This is a genomic window from Sporosarcina sp. SG10008 (assembly GCF_044569405.1).
Lineage (GTDB): Bacteria > Bacillota > Bacilli > Bacillales_A > Planococcaceae > Sporosarcina > Sporosarcina psychrophila.
On sequence record NZ_CP172607.1, the window covers coordinates 772,986 to 792,272 of the forward strand.

Below are 19,287 nucleotides of genomic sequence, written 5' to 3' on the forward strand. Positions count from 1 at the left end.
CTTGAATTGATGAATATCATCGTATTTTGTGTATATTTAGTTTTTATTTATTACATTGGCTATAAAGGATATAAGCGCGTCAAAACTGCTGAAGATTTAATTGTGGCGGGCTGGAGTATGCCGTTATCCGTTGTAACTGGGAGTTTAATTGCCGCGTTATTAGCAGCTCCATTCTTTTTTGCTGCTGTCGGCTCGGGTTATACAAGTGGAGGCTTTGAAGGGTCCGCAACAATGGGCGGCCTAGGTACATGTATGATTTTAGGAGCATTAATCTGGACTAAGCCCCTAAGAAGATTAAGAGGATGGACACTAGCGGACTACTACGGATTGAGATATGGTAGTAAAAGATTAGGAGCATACACGGGAATCGTGATGGCGGTAGCATTTGGTATTTTCAATGCCGCAGCTCTCACTGTTGGGGGTACTTATATTATCCAACAACTTTTCCAAATCGATTTCCTTCCAGCCGCACTATTATTTGTTTCGTTAACGGCACTCTACTCCGTTATTGGAGGCTTATGGGCTGTCGCTTACACCGAAATTGTTCAAGGGGCACTAGCGGTAGCCGGAATCCTCGGGATAACCATATTTGTTTTATTCTATTATCCCGATGTTACATTTAACCCTGATTGGTGGAATGTAAATGAATTATTTAGTAGAGGTGGAGTTGAATTCTGGACACTCTATTTAGTTTTAGCTCTTGGTGATATTCCAGCAGTGGACTTAGGTCAGCGTGTTGCAGCGGCAAAAAGTCCGCGTGTCGCACAGCTGAGTATGATTATTGCAGGTTCAGTAATCATCGCTATTAGTTGGATACCTGGTATGTTAGGGGAAGCTTTTAAATCTATTTATCCGAACAGTTCCAATCCCGAAACATTGATGCTTGTTTTTGCACAAGGCTATTTCCCTCCTATTTTATCTGCTATCTTTTTAACAGCGATGGCGGCGATGGGTATGTCAACTGTTGCGGCATGTTATGTAGCAACCTCAGGAATTGTTACTAAAAATATTTATTTAGATTTTATTAATAAGAATCCTGATCCCAAAAAACTATTGTTTTTTTCCAGAATGGTGATTCTTGCAAGCGCTTTGTTAGGTTTAATCCTGGCTCTAAGTGCTCAAAAAGTTATTGATTTAGCCTATTTAGCGTGGGATGTTGTATTTGTTACATTGTTCTGGCCAATCGTTTTAGGCCCATTTTGGAAGCGGGTAAGTACTCCGGCTGTATGGGCAAGTATATCTGTTGGACTCGTATATTATATTATTACGTCACTTACTCACGTTCCTGGGCCGAAAATTCAATCGGATGGGTTTTTGGGCTTGTTGGGCGAATTGTGGCTAACGCCTGTTTTCTCAGGTGTGATTTTTTCTGGAGTGACAATTATTGTAATAAGTCTATTAATCCCACCTACCCAACACGTTCTTGACATGCATGAAATTGAAAAAAATAAAGAACTTGATCACGTTGGAAGTAAAGAAGAACTAGAAATATTGAATACTTCAAAACAACCAAATATCTGAGTTGGTAACAGGACATGCTTAATTGTGTGTCCTTTTTTTTTGAATTCTATCTACCATATCTGATTAATTTATCAAACATAAATATTTTTTCTAATAGTAATATTGGATTACAAAAACTTCATATCGTAGCTAGAGGTCTAAAGAATGAAAGCGATCCGCAACGAAAGTCAAGTCCTCCAAAAATAAGTTACGTAAGTTTGGACGTCGTCTAACTGCAAGTGGATGGTAGGCGACCGCTGTTTGGAATCCACGTATATCGTGCCAACTACTCCGCATTGACTTCACTTCGGCTTCAGGATTTTGAAAAAAAGACTGAACGGCTACATTTCCTAAACAAAGAATGAGAGTAGGCTTTTTTTCTGTAAGCTGCTGTTCTAAATGCCTCATACAAATTTGACGTACTAATTCTTTGTCGTATGCTCGAACGGGCTTCCTTTTTAGTATAAAAGTGACATACAGATCATCTATTTTCAAGCCAGCTTCATTTGCAACTTCTTGTAGCGTTTGCCGCGTTCCACAAACAAATGACTCGCCTTCACGATCTTCACGTGCTCCGGGATTGTCAAGAATAATCATAATCGGGGCCGCTGGATTACCTTCACCCCATACCATCCGTGTCCCTTGTTCATAAAGGCCGCATTCCTGGCAATTTACAAGGTGATCAGGGGTTGGCTCCTCCAATAACATTTTTGGACAGAAGACAGGCATTATTTTCAGCTCACTTTGACGTTTATTTGCAAAAAAAAAGAGGAAGCGCCTGTAACAGAAGAACGCAGCCTTAGTACACCACAACCTGTGGCAACATTCTAGGCCCATTTGCAGATTATCCCCAGGGAAGCTTTATAATTTCCAGTGCAATAAGGAGAGCTTTCCACTAACCAATGGATTTCAATCAGAGTCACAGCATATAGGTTAAATGTGGTAGAATTGTTATAATATTTCGATGTTTATTATTTTTATGTGAATGGGGTGTGGGGATGGAGTTTAGACGTTATCAAGATGTGCAAAAATTTGCATTGAAAGCTGAACCTGTTTTAGGTAAAAGGGAAGATGTATACAGTCTTTTTTTCGGTGTATTGCAGGCAATTAAAGCTGGCCGATACGAGAAGCCGTTTATGGCGACGATTGAAGAGGAGGGGCAGGTGCTAGCCTTATTTCAAATGACCTATCCACATCCGTTAAACCTAATTTTTACGGATGAAAGCCGTTTGGAAGAATGTATGGATTTGTTAATAAGAAACCTATTGGAACTTAAAATTGAAATTAGTTCCATCATAGGTTTAAAACCGTGGGCATTCCTCTTCAGTAAGAAATGGGAAGTGAAAACAAGTGTGTATCCTCAATTGATGATGGACCAGGGATTGTATCGATTAGATAATATAGATGAAACACTTGAACACAGTCCAGGCTCTTGGCGTTTGGCAAATACGGATGATTGTTCACTCATTGAGATGTGGTTCAACTTGTTTGAGGAAGATGCAGGACTTCCGCTAACAGCAGTGGAAGATGTGAAAAGTCGAGTTGCATCATTTGTAGCCGAACAGGAAGTATTTTTGTGGGAGGATAATGGCAAAGTAGTTTCCATGATGAAAAAAGCCCGACCGACAAATCATGGCGTAACTGTCTCCCTTGTATTTACACCAAAGGAAGAGCGAAAGAAAGGCTACGCGCGGACGATGGTAGCAGCTGGAACAAAGGAACTTCTAAAAAAATATGATTTTTGTGTGCTTTACACTGATTTGATGAATCCGACAGCAAATAAAATCTACCAAGAGATCGGCTACAAGAGAATTGCAGATTCTATACAGATTGGATTTAGCTTGAAATGAAAAAGGTGTGATCTTTATAGGAAATCTGAATCACATAGTTGATCGAAATTTATATGAAAATATCTGATATGGGAAAAATTAATTCCGAAACTAGAAGATAAATATGACACAAACAATCACAATAACTAGCTGGAAAGTACAGAGAAGAAGGCGTGGCTGGATCCATCATGTGATAAGTCCAAATGATATTCGCTCTTTTCAATGTTTCTAACGAACTAAGAATATTTCATGTCAAAAAAGCCAAGAATAGAAAACTCCTGGCTTTTTTGATATGAAATTCAAATTAAATTATTTTATCGTGAAAAAATATCGAGTTTTTCAATTCGTGCAACTGCTTCTTTTAAACGGTCTTCACTTTCCAATAAGCCAACACGTATATACCCTTCACCATACCTTCCAAAAGCATGGCCCGGTGCTACGGCAATGTCTGCTTTGTCTAATAGTAACTTGGTGAATGATTCGCTTGTATATCCTTCTGGTACAGGTAACCAAGCGAAGAAAGATGCAGCGGGCGCGATGACATCCCAACCGATTCGTTTACATTCGGAAATTAAGACATTCCGGCGGCTTTCGTAAAGTGAAACGAGCTCATCCACACAATCCTGGCTTCCCGATAATGCCTCTGTTGCTGCGCGCTGAATTGCTGGGAATATATCTATGAATAAATGATCCTGCAATAAGCTGATTGCTTCGATAATATCGGCATTACCGATGGCAAAACCGACCCGCCATCCCGCCATATTATACGTTTTTGACAATGTGTACATTTCAATTCCAACTTCTTTTGCACCTTCTGCTTGCAGGAAACTGACAGGTTTCGCACCGTCAAAACCGATTCCACCATAGGCAAAGTCATGCAAAATTGCAATATCATTGTCTTTTGCCAAAGCAATCGTTTCTTCGAAAAATGGAAGTGTGGCTGTTGCGCTTGTTGGGTTATTTGGATAGTTCAAATACATTAATTTTGCTTGCTTCTTTTGTTCATCGGAAAGAGCAGAGTAATCAGGTAAAAAATCGTTTTCTGCAAGTAATGGCATTAAATCGTATTTAATATTGGCTAAGCTTACACTCGATAAATAATCGGGATATCCCGGATCCGGCAATAAAAGTAATTCATCTTCGTTCATAATCGCGAGGGGTAACTCGACCAATCCAGGTTTTGTTCCAAATAGAATCGCTACCTCTGTTTTAGGATCAATATGAACATCGTATTCTCGTTTATAAAAGTCAGCAACAGCCTGTTTTAATTCGGCAGTCCCTCTGAAAGGGGAGTATCCATGTGTTGTTGGATCTTCGACTGCTTCTTGGAGTGCTTTTATAATATGTGGAGGTGTCGGTTGATCGGGATTTCCACGCCCCAAGTTAATAACGTCGCGTCCTTCAGAAAGTGCTTCTTGTACGTTTCGAACAAGTGATGCGAAAAAGTGCGGTGGTAGGTTCTTGAGTCGATTTGATAGTGCCATGTAATAACCTCTCTTCTATGTAATCCAATCTTTAGTGTAAAAGAGTAAGATAGTATAAGTTTTTCACTTGGAGCAGTGTCTAGACTCCAGCGCTTGTCGGGTCTACCAAGGCGCTTGCGCTTTTCTTATTGTCTAGCTCCAGGCGCCAGCCGCTCTGAGGCCCAAAGGATGTGGGTCACCTAGCCATTGCCGCAGGACGCGGCGTACTTAGGCTAGGTTCCTTGAAAGCAATCCAGCTATGTGGCAAAGAGCGCCACGTCGTGCCTGCAAGGATGCAGGTATGCAGTCGTTGCGACAGGACGTCGCGCTCTTAGACTGCCTTCCCCTGGATTGACTTATGCCTGTCGCGTCTAGACGGCGCCTTCCGCTTTTCTTATTGTCAGTATACATGGAATGAAATGAAAATGATAATAAATTGTTATATATCAGAACATATTATGTTGACAATCTTATTGGAACATACTAATATGAAACTTATCAATCAAAATAATTACATAATGGTACTTATCAAGAGAGACTGAGGGATAGGCCCGATGACGTCCAGCAACCCCTTGCGTAATGTAAGGAAGGTGCTAACTCCTACAGAGTGAATTTCATTCTGAAAGATGAGCTGAAACCTTTTTATTTTCGGTGCTTCTTTCATATATGAGAGAAGCATTTTTATATGGTCAGACATCTGAGATTTCGTACTTCTATTTATAGAAAGAGGAGAATTGCATGATTCAAATTCAAAACGTATCAAAAGTATACAAAACAAAAGAGAGAATCGTGACTGGTGTTGATAATGTCTCACTCGACATTAACACAGGAGAAATTTTCGGAATCGTAGGTTACTCAGGTGCAGGGAAGAGTTCTCTTATCCGTTGTCTAAATTTGTTGGAAAAACCAACGAGCGGAACGATCTTAGTAGATGGATTAAATTTGATGAAGTTACGGGGGAATAATCTCCGTCAGGCACGTCTGAAAATAGGAATGATTTTTCAACACTTTTATTTAATCAGCCAAAAGACAGTATATGAAAATATAGCATTTGCTTTACGGGCAGCCAAAACGCCTGCCAATAAAATAAACGCTCGGGTAACGGACTTACTAGAAATGGTTGGCCTCTCTGATAAACGGGATGTTTATCCTGCGCAGCTGAGTGGTGGCCAGAAGCAGCGGGTAGGTATTGCCCGAGCACTAGCGAATAATCCTTCAGTGTTACTGTGTGATGAAGCAACATCTGCATTAGATCCAAATACGACGCTATCTATTTTAAGGCTGTTGAAGAAAATAAATAAAGAATTACAGATTACAATCGTTCTAATAACACACGAGATGAATGTCGTGAAAGAAATTTGTGATCGCATGGCAATTATGCAAGATGGAAAAGTGATTGAAGAAGGACAAGTATATGATATATTTTCAGATCCTCAAGAAGAATTAACGAAAGAATTTATTAGTAGTGTTGTGTCATTTGATGTGCCGTCAATGATTTTGAGCAAGTGCACGGGCAAACTGGTCAAAGTCATGTTTAAAGGTGATGTCGCAGGCGATGGAATTATCTCAGATACTGTGCAGCAATTTACTATACAAGGTAATTTCCTACACGGCTCCATTGAATATATTCAAGAAAGGCCACTCGGTACTTTCCTGATGGAACTAAAAGGCGAGGATGACGAAATAGAAAAGGCAATTGCCTATATGTCATCACGAGCTGCTCAAGTGGAGGTAATTGACAATGGGAATTGATTTACAACACGTTATAGAGTTAATGCCTGATATTACAAAAGCATTTGGGGAAACACTTTATATGATAAGTATTTCTCTCGTTATCGCACTTGTTATTGGGCTTCCGCTAGGGATTTTGCTGTTCACTACCGATAAAGGCTTATTTTTAGAAAATCGGGCATTGAACTCAGTTATTGGCTTTATCGTCAATATGGTCCGTTCTGTGCCGTTTATTATTTTACTCGTCGCGTTAATCCCTTTAACGATTTTAATAGTAGGTACTCCGATTGGCCCTGGGGCTGCTAGTGTTTCATTATCTGCGGCAGCAATCCCTTTTTTCGCAAGAATTGTGGAGACTTCACTAAGAGAGATTGATAAAGGTGTTATCGAAGCTGCAATCGCTGTTGGTGCAACTCCGTGGATGATTATCAAAGATGTACTATTGCCTGAAGCAAAAACAAGTATTATTCAAGGCGTGACACTTACAGTAATTAGTTTAGTCGCCTATTCAGCAATGGCTGGTGTTGTTGGTGGTGGCGGAATCGGGGATTTAGCAATTCGATTCGGCTACTATCGTTACGACAATACAATAATGGTAGTGACCGTGGTGATATTAATACTATTTGTACAAGTAATTCAGTTTGCAGGAGATCGGATTTCAAAAGTAATTGATAAACGATGATGGGGAGAGAGAAAATTATGAAAAAGTTTCTATTAGTTGTATTAGTACTTGTAGTTGGAACCGCACTAGCTGCTTGTGGTGGCAAAGAAAAAGCTTCGGATGACAAATCTGTGAAAATTGGTGCAACCGCTGGACCATATAGTGATATGTTGAAAAAGGCGATTATTCCTGGACTTGAAGAAAAGGGATATAAAGTTGAACTAATTGAGTTTAGTGATTATATTCAGCCGAACAATGCACTGGCAAGTGGCGATATTGATGCAAACCTGTTCCAAAACACGACTTATTTAGAAAATGTCGTTAAAGAAACGGAAGCTGAATTATCACCACTTATTATCGTACCAACAGCTCCAATGGGCATTTATTCGAATAAATTCAAGACAATTGAAGCTATTGAGGATGGAGCAAAAGTTACCATTCCAAACGATCCTGTTAATGGAGCCCGCGCCCTTTTAGTGTTACAGGATGAAGGTCTAATTGAATTAGATCCAAATGCAGAAGTGCTAAAAGTATCTGAAAAAGATGTAACAATGAATAAGAAGAACTTGGTGTTTCAGCCAATCGAAGCGGGTCAGCTTCCACGTTCAGTTGACGGTACTGATTTAGCGGCAGTTCCTGGAAACTTTGCCTTGGCTGCAAGTATGAATTTATTAGATGCGCTAGCACTAGAGGACATGCTTGATATATACAGAAACGTAGTTGCTGTAAAAACGGAAAACATTGATAAGCAATTTGCTAAAGATATTATTGAAATAGTAGAATCAGCAGAATTTGAAAAAGTAATTGATTCAGATTTTGAAGGCTTTGGTAAACCAGAGTGGATGAAGTAAAATCTAATTAACAACGTCAAAAAGCTGACGAGACCATTACGGTTTCGTCAGCTTTTTTGTTCTTCCTGCCTAGGAAATTATAAAATCTTGTACAGTGGATAACCTGCGAAAGCTGATATTTCACGTCTAGACTCAAGCGCCTCTGAACAGGCATTTGCGCTTTTGTTTTATTGTGAAACGTTAGCCGTTTCGTTTGCCTCAATTTCTTCCGTCAACACAACTAGCTGATCAATCAAATCACCGATATAAGCGATTGTGTCACGCAATGGTTTTTCTGTTGTAATATCGACACCTGCCATTTTTGACAGTTCAGCAGGGGATTTTGTACCACCAGCTTTCAATACTTCGAGCCATTCATCGACAGCAGGCTGACCTTCTTCAAGGACACGTTTAGATACTTGAGTGGAGATTGTGAGTCCAGCACTGTATGTGTATGGATACAAGCCCATGTAGTAGTGTGGCTGACGCATCCATGTAAGTTCCGCGCCTTCATTAATCTCCACATCATCTCCCCAGAACTCTTCAAGCACGCCGCGTTTCAAGTTGTTCAATACACCGGCGTTGACACTTCCGCCTGCGTCAATGCGTTCATAGACTTTTCGTTGGTAGGCAGCTTCTAGTAAGTGCGTTACAAAGTTATGGTAGTACGTGCGTGCAACGATTGATGAAATAACCCAACGCTTGAATTTCGGATCATTTGAGTTTTCTAATAGGTGGTTAGCCACGAGCATTTCATTCATCGTCGAAGGTGCTTCGATGAAATATAGTGATGGGCGTGCATTGAATACGTTTTGCTCTCGATTTGCATTGTAGAAATGACCCGCATGCCCTAATTCATGAGCTAAGACGAATACATCATTCATACTACCTGTCCATGAAATAAGGATATATGGATGGTTGCCATAAGGGCTGGAACAGAATGCTCCTGTTGATTTACCTTTGTTTTGAGCGAAATCAATCCATCGTTCTTTGTATGAACGATCCACCATCTCCATGTAATCAGTACCCATTATAGCAAGGGCATCATCAATATATTTCTTCGATTCATCTACGGTGATTTTTGGTTCGTATGTTGGATCAAGCGAGATTTTCAAGTCGGCAAACGTCATTTTATCAAGTCCATGGACTTTTTGCAGAAGTTTCGCGTACTTCCGCATGTGAGGTGCAAGTTCTTTTGTGATTAAATCAATTTGACGGTCATACATGGACTTATCGACTTCTTGGGTGAACAATAAGTAATCGAAAATCGAATTATACCCTCTTAGGTCAGCTGTTGTTTTTTCCGTTTGTAAATGCATGTCATATGTTTTTGCAGTTGTATGTTGATAGTCTTTTAACTTAGCTGAGAATGCATCGAATGCAGCACGGCGTTTGGCGGTATCCGTTTCGCCCTCCCAGTCACCTTCGAAGGACACATAGCTTAACGGATAACTTTTCCCGTCGACTTCGAAATCATCAAATGCCATATCCACCATTTTTGTCGTGTTATACAAGCCATATGGCCCGGCGAATGTGGAAGAGAAGGCAGCTAAAGTTTTCTCAACTTCAGGATGCAATTGGTACTCTTTTTTGCGAATCAATTTCTCCAAGTAATTTTTAAAATCACCTGACTGTTTCATTGCATCTTCCAAAACATCAATGGGTAATTCAGAAAGTTGACTGTTGACGAATGATAGTTTGCTGTTTATTTTTGCGGCAGTGGAACCAAACTTGCTTGAGCGCATTTGTGCTTCGTCATCCGTTTGGTCTGTACTTGATGACAAACTCGTATACGTGCCAACAGGAACCACTTTTTCATAAACAGCCGCAAAGCCTTCCAATGCCTCTATTACTGATTTAGCATCTTTAATGTTGCCATTGAATTTTTCGGCAAATGCATCGACTTCTTTTACCAAGTCAATTATCGCAGCATCATATTCCTCTTCTGTTTTGAAAAGGTCTTGCAGATTCCATGTTTCTTCTGTCTTTACTTCTGAACGCAGCGGCATACTCTTTACCAATCTAATCTCTCCCTTTTATTACGGATGTCGAACTAAATAATAGTATATAGTAGAATAGGGTAAAAGTAAAAAAACAAATCCCTTTTTTGACAACTTTCAGATAGTATGTGTTATTTTTGCTTTTTTGAAAGACGTTCGATTTCATCTGTTAGGATAAAAGCAAGATCATCATTGCCGAAAAGTTGTAGGACATCCAGCATTGTTTCGTTATCAATGTCGATTTCTTCTTCAAATTTAGCTTCCTCAACTATTTTCTTCATCGTCTCATTTTCTTGTTGGTCTGGGTATGCACGGCTATATAATTCATGCGGGTTCACTTCATTATTAGCACACCATTGTACAAACAACCGAATCATTAGCTGCTCATCTTGTTGATATTTTTGAATGACTTGTTCATCGATGCTTTTAAATTCCATGTTAGTTAGCTCCTTTAAAATACTCTTCCCATAAGTATATACGAAATGTGAAACTTCTAAGGGATAAAGACGTAAGTATAAATATGGAACAACAAATTAGTTGAGAGTATCAGTCTATATATGTTGAAATAATGAAACCAATTGATTTCGCTATGGAGTTAGGTGCCTTCGTTTCTTTTGTTCACTATATAGTTCATTTCAAGAATGGGGTGCAAGGAAAAGTGAAAGAACTAATTATCGTTGGTATTGTGTTAATTATTGCAGTGTGGCTGGGAGAGCGATTTCTAAAAAGAAAGCTGCATATAACAAAGAAGACAAATACAATGGACGATCGCGCAAAAAGTCTTCAATTTTTCGCGTTGGCAATCCTGATGATTGGTTTTGTTATTGGTTCTATCATTGGCTCCGTTACTCTAGCTACAAAGTATGAAAATTTTAACTTTGTTTATTTTTAGGACCTTATCTGATTTTAGTATCTATGGTAAGAGGATTTATGGATTGGAAATTCAATAAACCTTCAAAACAATGGATTCTACAAATCTATACCATATTTCTTTTGTTCATATTAATGATAGCTATTTTTTGATTGATCAACTTAAATAAACGCATAAGAAAAGCGCTTGAGTCTAAACAATGCTCAAGGAGAAAACTTATATTTTATTGTCTTTTTAAAAAGGACAAGAATAGAATGACTATCTTGCCCCCTGTATTGGATAGGTTAAATTTTATTGCTGATGAGAAAATGAACAATCCAATCAACATCTAGTGGACCGTCAACTACTTCGTAATAGAGTGAAGAGTTTTGGATGATTAGATCTTCATTTACAATAATGCTAAAGTTGTCTCCATTACTATCTGTTAAATTAATAATGAACTGATTGATATCATCAACCTTATTAATTTTTTCAGGTTTTAATTTTCGGACATGATAATCTTGAAGGAATTCAAGTAAGCTTTCAATTTCAGATTCATCACTTATATTCCAAATTTTGGGGGAGGAACCTGAAAGGGATGGTTCCGAAAAGGTCATTACACTAAACTGAGATTCCGTGGTGCCAAGAACCTTCGTAACCTCTTTCTTGTCGTAGCCTAGGAAAAGTTGAGTCATTGCATATGTGCCTATAATCATAATGCCAATCGATAATAGTGCTCTTATTTTCATGTTCTATTCCTCCTGTAATTCATTTCTTTAGTATACGCGGATGAAGATGTACGGGATCATGCTTGTACATTAATAATCTATGCAGAATCACACGGGGAAATTAGTAGAAAGGGGTTATAATCAAATGTTTTTGAAAAAAATAACGCTTCTTCATAAAGAGTCACTTTCAAAGGAGGAGTATCCATTTTCTATACCCTCAATTCAGTCGCTAACGGAGTTGGATTTAACGAATAGTGTTACATTTTTTGTTGGGGAAAATGGTTCAGGGAAATCGACATTACTTGAGGGAGTTGCGGATTTATGCGGGTTTAATTCGGCGGGTGGCGGTAGAAACAATACATATGCAGTAGATGCGTCTGAAAGTGCATTAAGTGATTATCTTCGCTTGTCATGGATGCCGAAAGTGACGAACGGATTCTTTTTACGGGCTGAATCTTTTTATCATTTTGCTTCACACGTTGATGAAATGGCAAAAGAACCCGATGGCTCCTATCATGCTTACGGAGGGAAATCACTTCATCATCAGTCTCATGGTGAATCATTTCTGTCACTATTTCTAAATCGATTCAATGGAAAGGCAATTTACTTACTCGATGAGCCGGAAGCCGCATTATCACCGCAAAGGCAGCTGTCGTTTCTGCGTATTATGCATGATCTTGTCCGGGAAGAAAATTGCCAGTTCATCATTGCAACGCATTCGCCCATAATTTTAGGCTATCCTGATGCGACAATCTTGAGTTTTGATGATGGAGAAATAAAGGAAACCGAATATGAAATGACTGAGCACTATCAGATCACAAAATATTTCCTGGATCATCGTGAAAAGTTTCTGAAAGATATTTTAGAGGATGAATAGATTGTCGGAATGTTATAATGATGACGTAGGAATGTGGAATGGGGGAAAAGGGATATGAATAATGAAGTAGTACATGCAATTCAAGATGACTATCCGGAAGATTTCGCTTGGTGTTTTGGTTGTGGGCGCTTAAATGAAGATGGTTACCATTTCCGAACGGGGTGGCAAGGGGAAGAAACTGTAACCTATTATGAACCGTCACCGAAGCATATTGCGATTCCAGGATTTGTTTATGGCGGTCTAATCGCATCATTTGTCGATTGTCATGGGACTGGTTCGGCCGCACTTGCATTGCACCGAAAAAATGGGCATGAGCCAGGCAGTGGAGAAGAACCACCACGTTTCGTCACAGCGTCATTAAACGTGAATTATATGAAACCAACTAAACAAGGTACTTTGTTAAAAGCGGTTGGAAAAGTGGAAGAAATTCATCCGAAGAAGTTTAAGGTATCTGTTGAAGTATTTGCGGATGACACAGTTGTTGCAACAGGAGAAGTCGTTGCTGTTATCATGCCAGCAACATTTGCGAATAAGTAATGGAGTAAATAAATGTGAAAAGCTGATTGCTATGTGCAGTCAGCTTTTTTATGAATTATAAAATAATAGATGATATGCAACCGAACTCGTTGTTGCACGAAAAATGGGACGTGAAAATGTATATCGTTTGGAGAGCCACTGCGGAAATTGCAAACACGGCTTACTTTCTACGAACAGTTTTGGAACAATAAAGTAGCAATATTTAAAGATATTGTTGAAAACAATCAAAGAGAAAACTAATTAAATTGGGTTCAGCAACTACACTATTAAAATGGAAATAAAAATCGTGATTAATTCATCAACCACGATTTTTATTCTTCCGCTATCATAATGTCATATATCAGTAACCGTTACCCCTAGATTCAGCGGTTCCAGTGCTTTTGTTTGATCAATAAATATAAAAGCATCATATCGATTTCCGATTTGAGTTGGTACATAGTTTCCAAATTTCTCGTATTCAGGGTTGTAGACGACCCCAATTGCTCTATGGCCAATCCAGCTGGTGAAATAGTGTCGGTTATCTTCATTGAAAACGAATAGTTTATTGAAAGCGCCAGACTTGTGTACTAAATCTTCCCATGAATGTTGACGAGCGGGAGGGACTTCTATTAGCTCGAAAGGTACTCCCCATTGTTCAGCTGCGATGACGGTGCCCCGATGCGTTCCGAATCCTACTGCATAGACATCTTCTTTCATAAATTGTTCTCGCAGTAATTGACCGACGTTGAGCATTCCGTCCTCCTGCATTGTTGTTGCACGGGCGTCTCCAATATGCGTATTATGTTCCCAAACGATGATCTTTGCATTTTCTCCATAATGATTCATTACTTCATTAATCGCTTCAACCATATGTTCATCACGAATATTCCAGGAAAGTGCGTTGTCTTGGAGCATGGCACGGTAATATTTTTCGGCATTTTTAGTTACGAGTGCATTCACTTTTAAATTTAAAGTGGTTTCCTGATCGTCTTTATAGTGTTTATTGTGCGAGCGAATGGACGATAATAAATCACTCACTTCGTCAATGCAAACTTGTGAAAAGTGAGCTGTGGAAATTGCATAATGGTCTGGCATACCGTTGAAAGGTTCGAAGCAGGAAAAAGCCTTTTTAGCTAGTTCAAGATCGGCACCCGCGGGATTGGATTCTGTTAAGTAACGGATAATTTCCTCCATAGATTCCCAGAGACTATACATATCGATTCCGTAAAATCCTGTTTTTTGATCGGGAATCCTCTTGTCATTATGCATTTTCAACCAGTCGACAAACTCCGCAACCTCTTCATTAGCCCACATCCACGTCGGCCATCTGCCGAAAGCTTTCAAAACTTCGTGTGCATCATCTTTACTTTCGCTATATCCTTTTATATAGCGATTAACATGCTGAGCGGACGGCCAATCACCTTCGACCGCGATGGCTGAAAACCCTTTCTGTTCAATTAGCATTTTGGACAGCTTAGCCCGAACTGTGTAGAATTCTGATGTCCCATGGCTTGCTTCTCCTAATAAGACGATTTTTGCATCACCTATGGCTTCGATTATTGTTGAAAGATCCGCATCAGATTGAAACGGGAGTGCATAATTTTTAACGGCTTCCTCAAGTGTGAACTTCAATTGGATAACCCCATTTCCTGCAATGTATTATGGAAGTATACCCAACTATTCACATCGTAGCCTATGATAGTTAAACAAAATGAATTGAAATTGTATGACAGTCAATTGCAATAATGTACAATTGAATTAATTACATGACAAAGGGGCGATTGAAATGCTAGAGGGAGTTATTATTGTTGGGCTTGTGATGAGTGTGCCAATCATTGCAATTATTACGGATCATCAAAGAAGAATCGTGAAAATTAAAGGGGAATTCATGAGGGGTGAGATCGAACTAGAAAAACTAAAACAGCAAAACTTTATCATGGAAACTGAAAAGATGAAAATCGAATTGGAACAAATGAAACTGGATTATACATCTGGAAAAAATGAAATTATGAAAATATAAAGGAGGGGGAGTGAATGAGTATGAGCGACGATAAATTAAACCCACCATACAACGATCTAATCGGCGATATTTTAAAAGAATATACAAAAAAAGGCGGCATGGATAACTTAGCGGGCCATGGGAAACCGTTATCACAAGAGTACTTTTCGGGTGATACGTTCCAGCATTTTCAGCGAATCGCTAAAGATGCCGGATATAAACCACATTGGTTAAATCTACAGCATGAAATTCGCGATGAATTAATCGCAATTACAGCTATTCAACGTGCAGATGCTGCAGCAGAGTTGGAATTACGAATAGAAAAAGCAAACGAGAAAATAGCTGAATACAATAAATCTTGCCCACCCCCTATGCAGAAGGGATCAGTGTCGCTTAGTAATTTTGAAGCTGTGATTGATCGGTGGAAATGAAGTAATAAGAAAAGGGGAGTGACAGTGAATCGTAATTATAAGTTCATTTTTCTCGTCGTTTGTTGCACTTTATTAATGTCGGGATGTTCTCAATTTACACAAAAAAATAAGGATAAAGAAACAGATGTAACAAACTCGCCGATTACAGAACCACCCAAAAAGGAGGAGATTGTTTTATCAAAGGTAGAAGAAATGGTTGACCAAATGACATTGGAAGAAAAGGTCGGGCAATTACTAGTGATTGGCGTTGAAGGTACCTCGTTTTCTAGTGAGATGGATAACCTCATCCGTAACTATCATGTTGGTGGGGTTATTATTATGGGAAGAAATGTAGCGACAACAAATGAAATGCTACAGCTGATTAATGGAATTAAAAAAGCAAATGAACTTAATAAAATCCCACTATTCCTTTCTGTCGATGAAGAAGGAGGACGTGTTTCCAGAATGCCCGTCGGTATACCTAAACTGCCCACAAGTGCGCAAATTGGTAAACTTAATGATGAATCGGTGAGTTACCGCGCAGGCACCTATTTAGCTGGAGTGCTTAACGAATTCGGTTATAACATGAACTTTGCACCTGTATTGGATGTTAATAGTAACCCAAGAAATCCAGTTATCGGGAATCGCTCATTCGGATCGGATCCCTATCAAGTCGCTAAGCTAGGCATATCGACGATGCATGGAATGATGGACAATGGCATTATTCCTGTCGTTAAGCATTTTCCGGGGCACGGCGATACGGTTGTTGATTCACATAAGGCGTTGCCAAAAGTGGAAACAACTTTGGAAGCACTTCGTAACGTAGAGCTAGTTCCATTTCAAAAGGCAATTGAAGAAGGTGCCGATGCTGTAATGGTCGCTCATATTTTATTCCCAGCACTTGACCCTGATTATCCATCCTCAATGTCTAAAGCTATTATCACGGGATTACTTCGCAACGAAATGAAATTTGAAGGTGTCATCATAACGGATGATCTGACGATGGGGGCGATTGCGAATGACTATACAATCCCAGAAGCGGCAGTTCAGTCCTTCATCGCGGGAAGTGATCAGCTACTTGTAGTTCGCGATTATGAAGTTCAACTAAATACTTTGAATGCGTTCATTAAGGCTATTGAAACAGGGGAAATCACAGAAGAGCGGCTTAATGAGAGTGTAAAGCGGATTTTAACGCTAAAAGAAAAATATAGTGTGTCAGATGAAGTGCATGAAAAAGTGGATATGGATAAAATCAATGAATTGTACGACAAGCTTCAGCTGAAATAAATGAATTTTCTCTCCCGATTATTCGTATAATAAAATACTTGAAAAAGATTGGGAGGGTTATTATATGGAGAATAAAGGATTAAAAGTGTTAATTCATGCCAGTGCTTTCTTTATGCCATTTTTGGTACCGTTTATCATTTATCTAGTTATTGATGATTTAGAGGTCAAAAGGATGGCGATACAAGCAATCTTATTCCAACTGGTCATGGGAGCATTGATTGTTGTTTCTACGATACTTATTATTGTAATTATCGGGATTCCATTGCTAATTGGATTTGGTTTAATGTGGTTAATTGTGCCGATCATAGCAATTGTAAAAGCACTGAATGACGAAAAGTACAATTATCCGATTGTAGGTAGATGGATTTAATTATGTTATAAATAAACAAATCATTAAGTGTAGTATGAAAAAAATCCATACTAAATGTCCTCTAAAGTAGAACCTGCTTTAGTGGTATTTTTTAACATAATTCTATGTTACGATGCCGCTGTGGATTAAAAATAAAGCCGCGATGTTTATAAAAAAGATGCGACGTTTTACCCCTTTAGATGTTTATCTAAAGGGGTGTTTCATTGAAAAGGACTTACTTATTGAAGTAGTTGAGTGTAAACTGAATTTATAGAAATAATTGGAATGATATTTTGGTTTGGAAATTGTAAAGGTATATTTTTTGTCGTGATGCAAGACTACGTGTTTGGCAAGCTAGAACGAGATTGCTTGACCAGGTGCTAGATGTAATCAATTATGGCAAATTCTCTGTAACGGGATTTACTTATGATGATTTGTAAATGAGAAGGTATTTAAACTATCGGATGCTGGTTTAGTTGAAGACCAAAGGGTTCCTAGGCAGCTCTTTTTTCTTCTAGAACAAACGGAGCAGTCTAGTTTAATCAGGAACTTTTAAGTCTTTGGTTATGATAGTTTAATGCTCAAACGAAAAGAGCTGAATAAAAGTCACTGACTTTAAAATTGCATGTAAACATGTGTACATACACATTGAATTAAGTGAAGTCTTTATGGGGGTATTGAATTATGACGAATAATGAAATTACTTTGGAAGCCAGAAGACTGGTCGATAGAATTAAGATGAAATATCCCGATTTTGTTGGTAAAACAGTATGCGAAAGTGACATAGCAAAATTAGAAAAAGAATTGAAGATAAAGTTACCAAATTGGTATATCGAACTTTATACAACCGTTCCTTTAATCGATACGGAGTTTGGGGTCCAAGAAGATGAGCCAGATGAGGATTATGACGGAATTTCTTATATGATATGTGGTGGTGTTGACGACATAATTGAAGAAAGCACTGAATTTGAACCTGGAATATCTGCGTTAAAAGATGGATACGTTTTTCTAGCTAGTTGCTCCCACGGTAGCGGCGACCCTATATATGTCAAACTAAACTCAGACGAGACAAGAGTTTATCGTATATATCACGATGATCTCACTAAAGCTCAACTAGTAGAAAACCTTGCATCTTTGTTTAAAAATGCAATAGTCTAACGAACTCGATACCTGCTCAACAATTCAACGAAACCTTGTTCACCTAACGGATTTTCTTGTACACGAACAAATTTTTCAGGCTAGGTTTGAACAGCTATTGCTTTTCATCTTCACCTAAGGGGGCAGCTTAGATAAATAAGGGTGTAGAATAAATCATTAAAAATAAATATTAAAAGAGGGATATTATGAACCACTACCAAATTGTAAAAGAAGTAATTAATGATTGGGACCCGAAGAACTTTTTAAGTTTCTCATCTGAGGATGAATATGATCCAGAAATAAGTCGCATTGTATCGCGATTACCAACTGCATCTGTTGAAAAATTAGCTGTAGTGATACATGAGGTCTTTGATGAAATGTTTTCGAGAAGTGGAGCACCTTCGATTAATAATTGTTATCCAAGTGCATTATAAATTTGGAACAAAATTTATAATAATAAGTTTCCAAATGTTGATCAAAAGCAATATTATTAAACTAACAAGGTACTTTATTTTAAAATTGACTGCTTTTTATTGCGTAATGGAGGTAACTACTTCCGTGAACAGGCGTTATGTTAACCTGGTGTGTATGGCTTATACAAGGTCGTTCAGCAATCGGGCCAAATAGTTGAAATGCAAGATCATCTTTAAATCATGGAGGAGAAAAATGAAAAGAACTTTGGGATTAACATTTATACTTTTATCATTATTTCTTGCTGCGTGTGGAGGTCCTCTCACATATACCGCTTCAACATTGGTTGTCGTAAAAAAAGGTCATAGCGACAAAGACCATTGGATTGAGGCGTACGATCCGAACAACCAAAACAAAGAGGAAGCATTTAAGATAATGGTGCAAGAAGAGATGGTTTGGAATCTTATCGAGGAAGATAGAGAGTACTTTTCAATGTATTCAAAAAAGAAGGAAGTACCCTGGCGTCTAACACAAATTGAACATTCGGTAGCCGAGGAGAGGTAACTACTTCCTAATATTGGCGTTATGTCAACCAGAGGTGCATGCAGCATACAAACCCGTTCAGCGATCGAATCGATGGTTTGCGGATGGAGATAAACGAGTTTCTTTTTAAACTAACGGGGCAGGATAGTTCAATATGCAGAAATGA

22 protein-coding genes and 1 riboswitch are annotated in these 19,287 nt (G+C 38.7%); of the genes, 16 read left to right on the forward strand and 6 right to left on the reverse strand.

What is annotated here, in order from left to right:
• Positions 1 to 9: 9 nt before the first annotated feature.
• Positions 10 to 1,521, forward strand: a complete 1,512-nt coding sequence (locus ACGLYD_RS03890; protein ID WP_340741746.1) for a sodium:solute symporter family protein — start codon at positions 10 to 12, stop codon at positions 1,519 to 1,521.
• A 129-nt stretch (positions 1,522 to 1,650) separates the two neighbouring features.
• Here the strand turns inward: ACGLYD_RS03890 and ACGLYD_RS03895 are convergent, their stop codons facing one another.
• Positions 1,651 to 2,133: a uracil-DNA glycosylase gene (locus ACGLYD_RS03895; RefSeq protein WP_342537836.1), complete on the reverse strand. Its 483-nt coding sequence runs from the start codon at positions 2,131 to 2,133 to the stop codon at positions 1,651 to 1,653.
• A gap of 365 nt (positions 2,134 to 2,498) precedes the next feature.
• Between ACGLYD_RS03895 and ACGLYD_RS03900 the strand changes: the two genes are divergently transcribed.
• Complete coding sequence (locus ACGLYD_RS03900) at positions 2,499 to 3,350, forward strand: GNAT family N-acetyltransferase (RefSeq protein WP_187047184.1); 852 nt, start codon at positions 2,499 to 2,501, stop codon at positions 3,348 to 3,350.
• A gap of 293 nt (positions 3,351 to 3,643) precedes the next feature.
• Here ACGLYD_RS03900 and ACGLYD_RS03905 read toward each other — a convergent pair whose 3' ends face one another.
• Positions 3,644 to 4,813, reverse strand: a complete 1,170-nt coding sequence (locus ACGLYD_RS03905) for a pyridoxal phosphate-dependent aminotransferase (protein WP_187047185.1) — start codon at positions 4,811 to 4,813, stop codon at positions 3,644 to 3,646.
• Between the two features lie 501 nt (positions 4,814 to 5,314).
• A riboswitch (SAM riboswitch) is annotated at positions 5,315 to 5,425 on the forward strand.
• A 105-nt stretch (positions 5,426 to 5,530) separates the two neighbouring features.
• On the opposite strand from ACGLYD_RS03905, the gene ACGLYD_RS03910 reads away from it, so the two are divergent.
• The 3 genes from ACGLYD_RS03910 to ACGLYD_RS03920 are packed head-to-tail and all read left to right on the forward strand — an operon-like array spanning position 5,531 to position 8,035.
• Positions 5,531 to 6,544 (forward strand): methionine ABC transporter ATP-binding protein, encoded by a 1,014-nt coding sequence (locus ACGLYD_RS03910; protein ID WP_187047186.1) that lies wholly within the window; start codon positions 5,531 to 5,533, stop codon positions 6,542 to 6,544.
• Entirely contained in the window at positions 6,534 to 7,205 is a 672-nt protein-coding gene (locus tag ACGLYD_RS03915) for a methionine ABC transporter permease (RefSeq protein ID WP_067207239.1), read from the forward strand. The genes ACGLYD_RS03910 and ACGLYD_RS03915 overlap by 11 nt, the downstream gene beginning before the upstream one ends.
• A gap of 17 nt (positions 7,206 to 7,222) precedes the next feature.
• Positions 7,223 to 8,035: a MetQ/NlpA family ABC transporter substrate-binding protein gene (locus tag ACGLYD_RS03920; RefSeq protein ID WP_067213880.1), complete on the forward strand. Its 813-nt coding sequence runs from the start codon at positions 7,223 to 7,225 to the stop codon at positions 8,033 to 8,035.
• A 167-nt stretch (positions 8,036 to 8,202) separates the two neighbouring features.
• On the opposite strand, the gene pepF is transcribed toward ACGLYD_RS03920, so the two are convergent.
• Together pepF and ACGLYD_RS03930 are read right to left on the reverse strand one after the other, a co-directional pair.
• Positions 8,203 to 10,035 carry an oligoendopeptidase F gene (pepF, locus tag ACGLYD_RS03925; protein WP_354314490.1) on the reverse strand — a complete coding sequence of 611 codons (1,833 nt, stop codon included), beginning with the start codon at positions 10,033 to 10,035 and terminating at the stop codon, positions 8,203 to 8,205.
• A 110-nt stretch (positions 10,036 to 10,145) separates the two neighbouring features.
• Positions 10,146 to 10,451: a hypothetical protein gene (locus ACGLYD_RS03930; RefSeq protein WP_067207241.1), complete on the reverse strand. Its 306-nt coding sequence runs from the start codon at positions 10,449 to 10,451 to the stop codon at positions 10,146 to 10,148.
• A 131-nt stretch (positions 10,452 to 10,582) separates the two neighbouring features.
• On the opposite strand from ACGLYD_RS03930, the gene ACGLYD_RS03935 reads away from it, so the two are divergent.
• Together ACGLYD_RS03935 and ACGLYD_RS03940 are read left to right on the forward strand one after the other, a co-directional pair.
• On the forward strand, positions 10,583 to 10,906 hold the full coding sequence (locus ACGLYD_RS03935; protein WP_399631486.1) for a hypothetical protein: 324 nt from the start codon (positions 10,583 to 10,585) through the stop codon (positions 10,904 to 10,906).
• A gap of 38 nt (positions 10,907 to 10,944) precedes the next feature.
• Positions 10,945 to 11,037: a hypothetical protein gene (locus ACGLYD_RS03940; RefSeq protein ID WP_399631489.1), complete on the forward strand. Its 93-nt coding sequence runs from the start codon at positions 10,945 to 10,947 to the stop codon at positions 11,035 to 11,037.
• A gap of 132 nt (positions 11,038 to 11,169) precedes the next feature.
• Here the strand turns inward: ACGLYD_RS03940 and ACGLYD_RS03945 are convergent, their stop codons facing one another.
• Positions 11,170 to 11,613: a hypothetical protein gene (locus tag ACGLYD_RS03945; RefSeq protein ID WP_067207247.1), complete on the reverse strand. Its 444-nt coding sequence runs from the start codon at positions 11,611 to 11,613 to the stop codon at positions 11,170 to 11,172.
• A gap of 124 nt (positions 11,614 to 11,737) precedes the next feature.
• Here ACGLYD_RS03945 and ACGLYD_RS03950 point away from each other — a divergent pair, with 124 nt between their 5' ends.
• Entirely contained in the window at positions 11,738 to 12,469 is a 732-nt protein-coding gene (locus tag ACGLYD_RS03950) for an AAA family ATPase (protein WP_187047190.1), read from the forward strand.
• 54 nt (positions 12,470 to 12,523) lie between these two features.
• Positions 12,524 to 13,006 (forward strand): PaaI family thioesterase, encoded by a 483-nt coding sequence (locus tag ACGLYD_RS03955; protein WP_338653044.1) that lies wholly within the window; start codon positions 12,524 to 12,526, stop codon positions 13,004 to 13,006.
• 333 nt (positions 13,007 to 13,339) lie between these two features.
• On the opposite strand, the gene ACGLYD_RS03960 is transcribed toward ACGLYD_RS03955, so the two are convergent.
• A complete protein-coding gene (locus tag ACGLYD_RS03960) occupies positions 13,340 to 14,617 on the reverse strand; it encodes an erythromycin esterase family protein (protein ID WP_399631493.1) in 1,278 nt (425 codons plus the stop codon).
• Between the two features lie 154 nt (positions 14,618 to 14,771).
• On the opposite strand from ACGLYD_RS03960, the gene ACGLYD_RS03965 reads away from it, so the two are divergent.
• From ACGLYD_RS03965 to ACGLYD_RS03995, 7 genes are all read left to right on the forward strand, one after another.
• Entirely contained in the window at positions 14,772 to 15,005 is a 234-nt protein-coding gene (locus tag ACGLYD_RS03965; protein ID WP_067207275.1) for a hypothetical protein, read from the forward strand.
• Positions 15,006 to 15,019: 14 nt separating this feature from the next.
• A complete protein-coding gene (locus ACGLYD_RS03970; protein ID WP_255428620.1) occupies positions 15,020 to 15,415 on the forward strand; it encodes a DnaJ family domain-containing protein in 396 nt (131 codons plus the stop codon).
• A gap of 24 nt (positions 15,416 to 15,439) precedes the next feature.
• Positions 15,440 to 16,681 carry a beta-N-acetylhexosaminidase gene (gene nagZ / locus ACGLYD_RS03975; RefSeq protein WP_187047196.1) on the forward strand — a complete coding sequence of 414 codons (1,242 nt, stop codon included), beginning with the start codon at positions 15,440 to 15,442 and terminating at the stop codon, positions 16,679 to 16,681.
• A 64-nt stretch (positions 16,682 to 16,745) separates the two neighbouring features.
• Positions 16,746 to 17,051, forward strand: coding sequence for a DUF4870 domain-containing protein (locus ACGLYD_RS03980; RefSeq protein WP_067207281.1), 306 nt, complete (start codon positions 16,746 to 16,748; stop codon positions 17,049 to 17,051).
• Between the two features lie 663 nt (positions 17,052 to 17,714).
• A complete protein-coding gene (locus tag ACGLYD_RS03985) occupies positions 17,715 to 18,188 on the forward strand; it encodes an SMI1/KNR4 family protein (RefSeq protein ID WP_399631499.1) in 474 nt (157 codons plus the stop codon).
• Between the two features lie 185 nt (positions 18,189 to 18,373).
• Positions 18,374 to 18,601: a hypothetical protein gene (locus tag ACGLYD_RS03990; protein ID WP_399631501.1), complete on the forward strand. Its 228-nt coding sequence runs from the start codon at positions 18,374 to 18,376 to the stop codon at positions 18,599 to 18,601.
• Between the two features lie 232 nt (positions 18,602 to 18,833).
• Complete coding sequence (locus ACGLYD_RS03995; protein ID WP_067207290.1) at positions 18,834 to 19,142, forward strand: hypothetical protein; 309 nt, start codon at positions 18,834 to 18,836, stop codon at positions 19,140 to 19,142.
• Positions 19,143 to 19,287 lie beyond the last annotated feature (145 nt).

What these genes read in the sequence shown, in the direction of transcription:
- ACGLYD_RS03900 (WP_187047184.1), top strand. Translation starts at nt 2,499, where the DNA reads ATGGAGTTTAGACGTTATCAAGATGTGCAAAAATTTGCATTGAAAGCT.
- ACGLYD_RS03980 (WP_067207281.1), top strand. Translation starts at nt 16,746, where the DNA reads ATGGAGAATAAAGGATTAAAAGTGTTAATTCATGCCAGTGCTTTCTTT.
- ACGLYD_RS03905 (WP_187047185.1), bottom strand. Translation starts at nt 4,813, where the DNA reads ATGGCACTATCAAATCGACTCAAGAACCTACCACCGCACTTTTTCGCA.
- ACGLYD_RS03970 (WP_255428620.1), top strand. Translation starts at nt 15,020, where the DNA reads ATGAGTATGAGCGACGATAAATTAAACCCACCATACAACGATCTAATC.
- ACGLYD_RS03910 (WP_187047186.1), top strand. Translation starts at nt 5,531, where the DNA reads ATGATTCAAATTCAAAACGTATCAAAAGTATACAAAACAAAAGAGAGA.
- ACGLYD_RS03945 (WP_067207247.1), bottom strand. Translation starts at nt 11,613, where the DNA reads ATGAAAATAAGAGCACTATTATCGATTGGCATTATGATTATAGGCACA.
- ACGLYD_RS03950 (WP_187047190.1), top strand. Translation starts at nt 11,738, where the DNA reads ATGTTTTTGAAAAAAATAACGCTTCTTCATAAAGAGTCACTTTCAAAG.
- ACGLYD_RS03995 (WP_067207290.1), top strand. Translation starts at nt 18,834, where the DNA reads ATGAAAAGAACTTTGGGATTAACATTTATACTTTTATCATTATTTCTT.
- ACGLYD_RS03985 (WP_399631499.1), top strand. Translation starts at nt 17,715, where the DNA reads ATGACGAATAATGAAATTACTTTGGAAGCCAGAAGACTGGTCGATAGA.
- ACGLYD_RS03935 (WP_399631486.1), top strand. Translation starts at nt 10,583, where the DNA reads ATGAAACCAATTGATTTCGCTATGGAGTTAGGTGCCTTCGTTTCTTTT.
- ACGLYD_RS03895 (WP_342537836.1), bottom strand. Translation starts at nt 2,133, where the DNA reads ATGGTATGGGGTGAAGGTAATCCAGCGGCCCCGATTATGATTATTCTT.
- ACGLYD_RS03890 (WP_340741746.1), top strand. Translation starts at nt 10, where the DNA reads ATGAATATCATCGTATTTTGTGTATATTTAGTTTTTATTTATTACATT.
- ACGLYD_RS03915 (WP_067207239.1), top strand. Translation starts at nt 6,534, where the DNA reads ATGGGAATTGATTTACAACACGTTATAGAGTTAATGCCTGATATTACA.
- ACGLYD_RS03920 (WP_067213880.1), top strand. Translation starts at nt 7,223, where the DNA reads ATGAAAAAGTTTCTATTAGTTGTATTAGTACTTGTAGTTGGAACCGCA.
- ACGLYD_RS03955 (WP_338653044.1), top strand. Translation starts at nt 12,524, where the DNA reads ATGAATAATGAAGTAGTACATGCAATTCAAGATGACTATCCGGAAGAT.
- ACGLYD_RS03990 (WP_399631501.1), top strand. Translation starts at nt 18,374, where the DNA reads ATGAACCACTACCAAATTGTAAAAGAAGTAATTAATGATTGGGACCCG.
- ACGLYD_RS03965 (WP_067207275.1), top strand. Translation starts at nt 14,772, where the DNA reads ATGCTAGAGGGAGTTATTATTGTTGGGCTTGTGATGAGTGTGCCAATC.
- ACGLYD_RS03930 (WP_067207241.1), bottom strand. Translation starts at nt 10,451, where the DNA reads ATGGAATTTAAAAGCATCGATGAACAAGTCATTCAAAAATATCAACAA.
- ACGLYD_RS03940 (WP_399631489.1), top strand. Translation starts at nt 10,945, where the DNA reads ATGGATTGGAAATTCAATAAACCTTCAAAACAATGGATTCTACAAATC.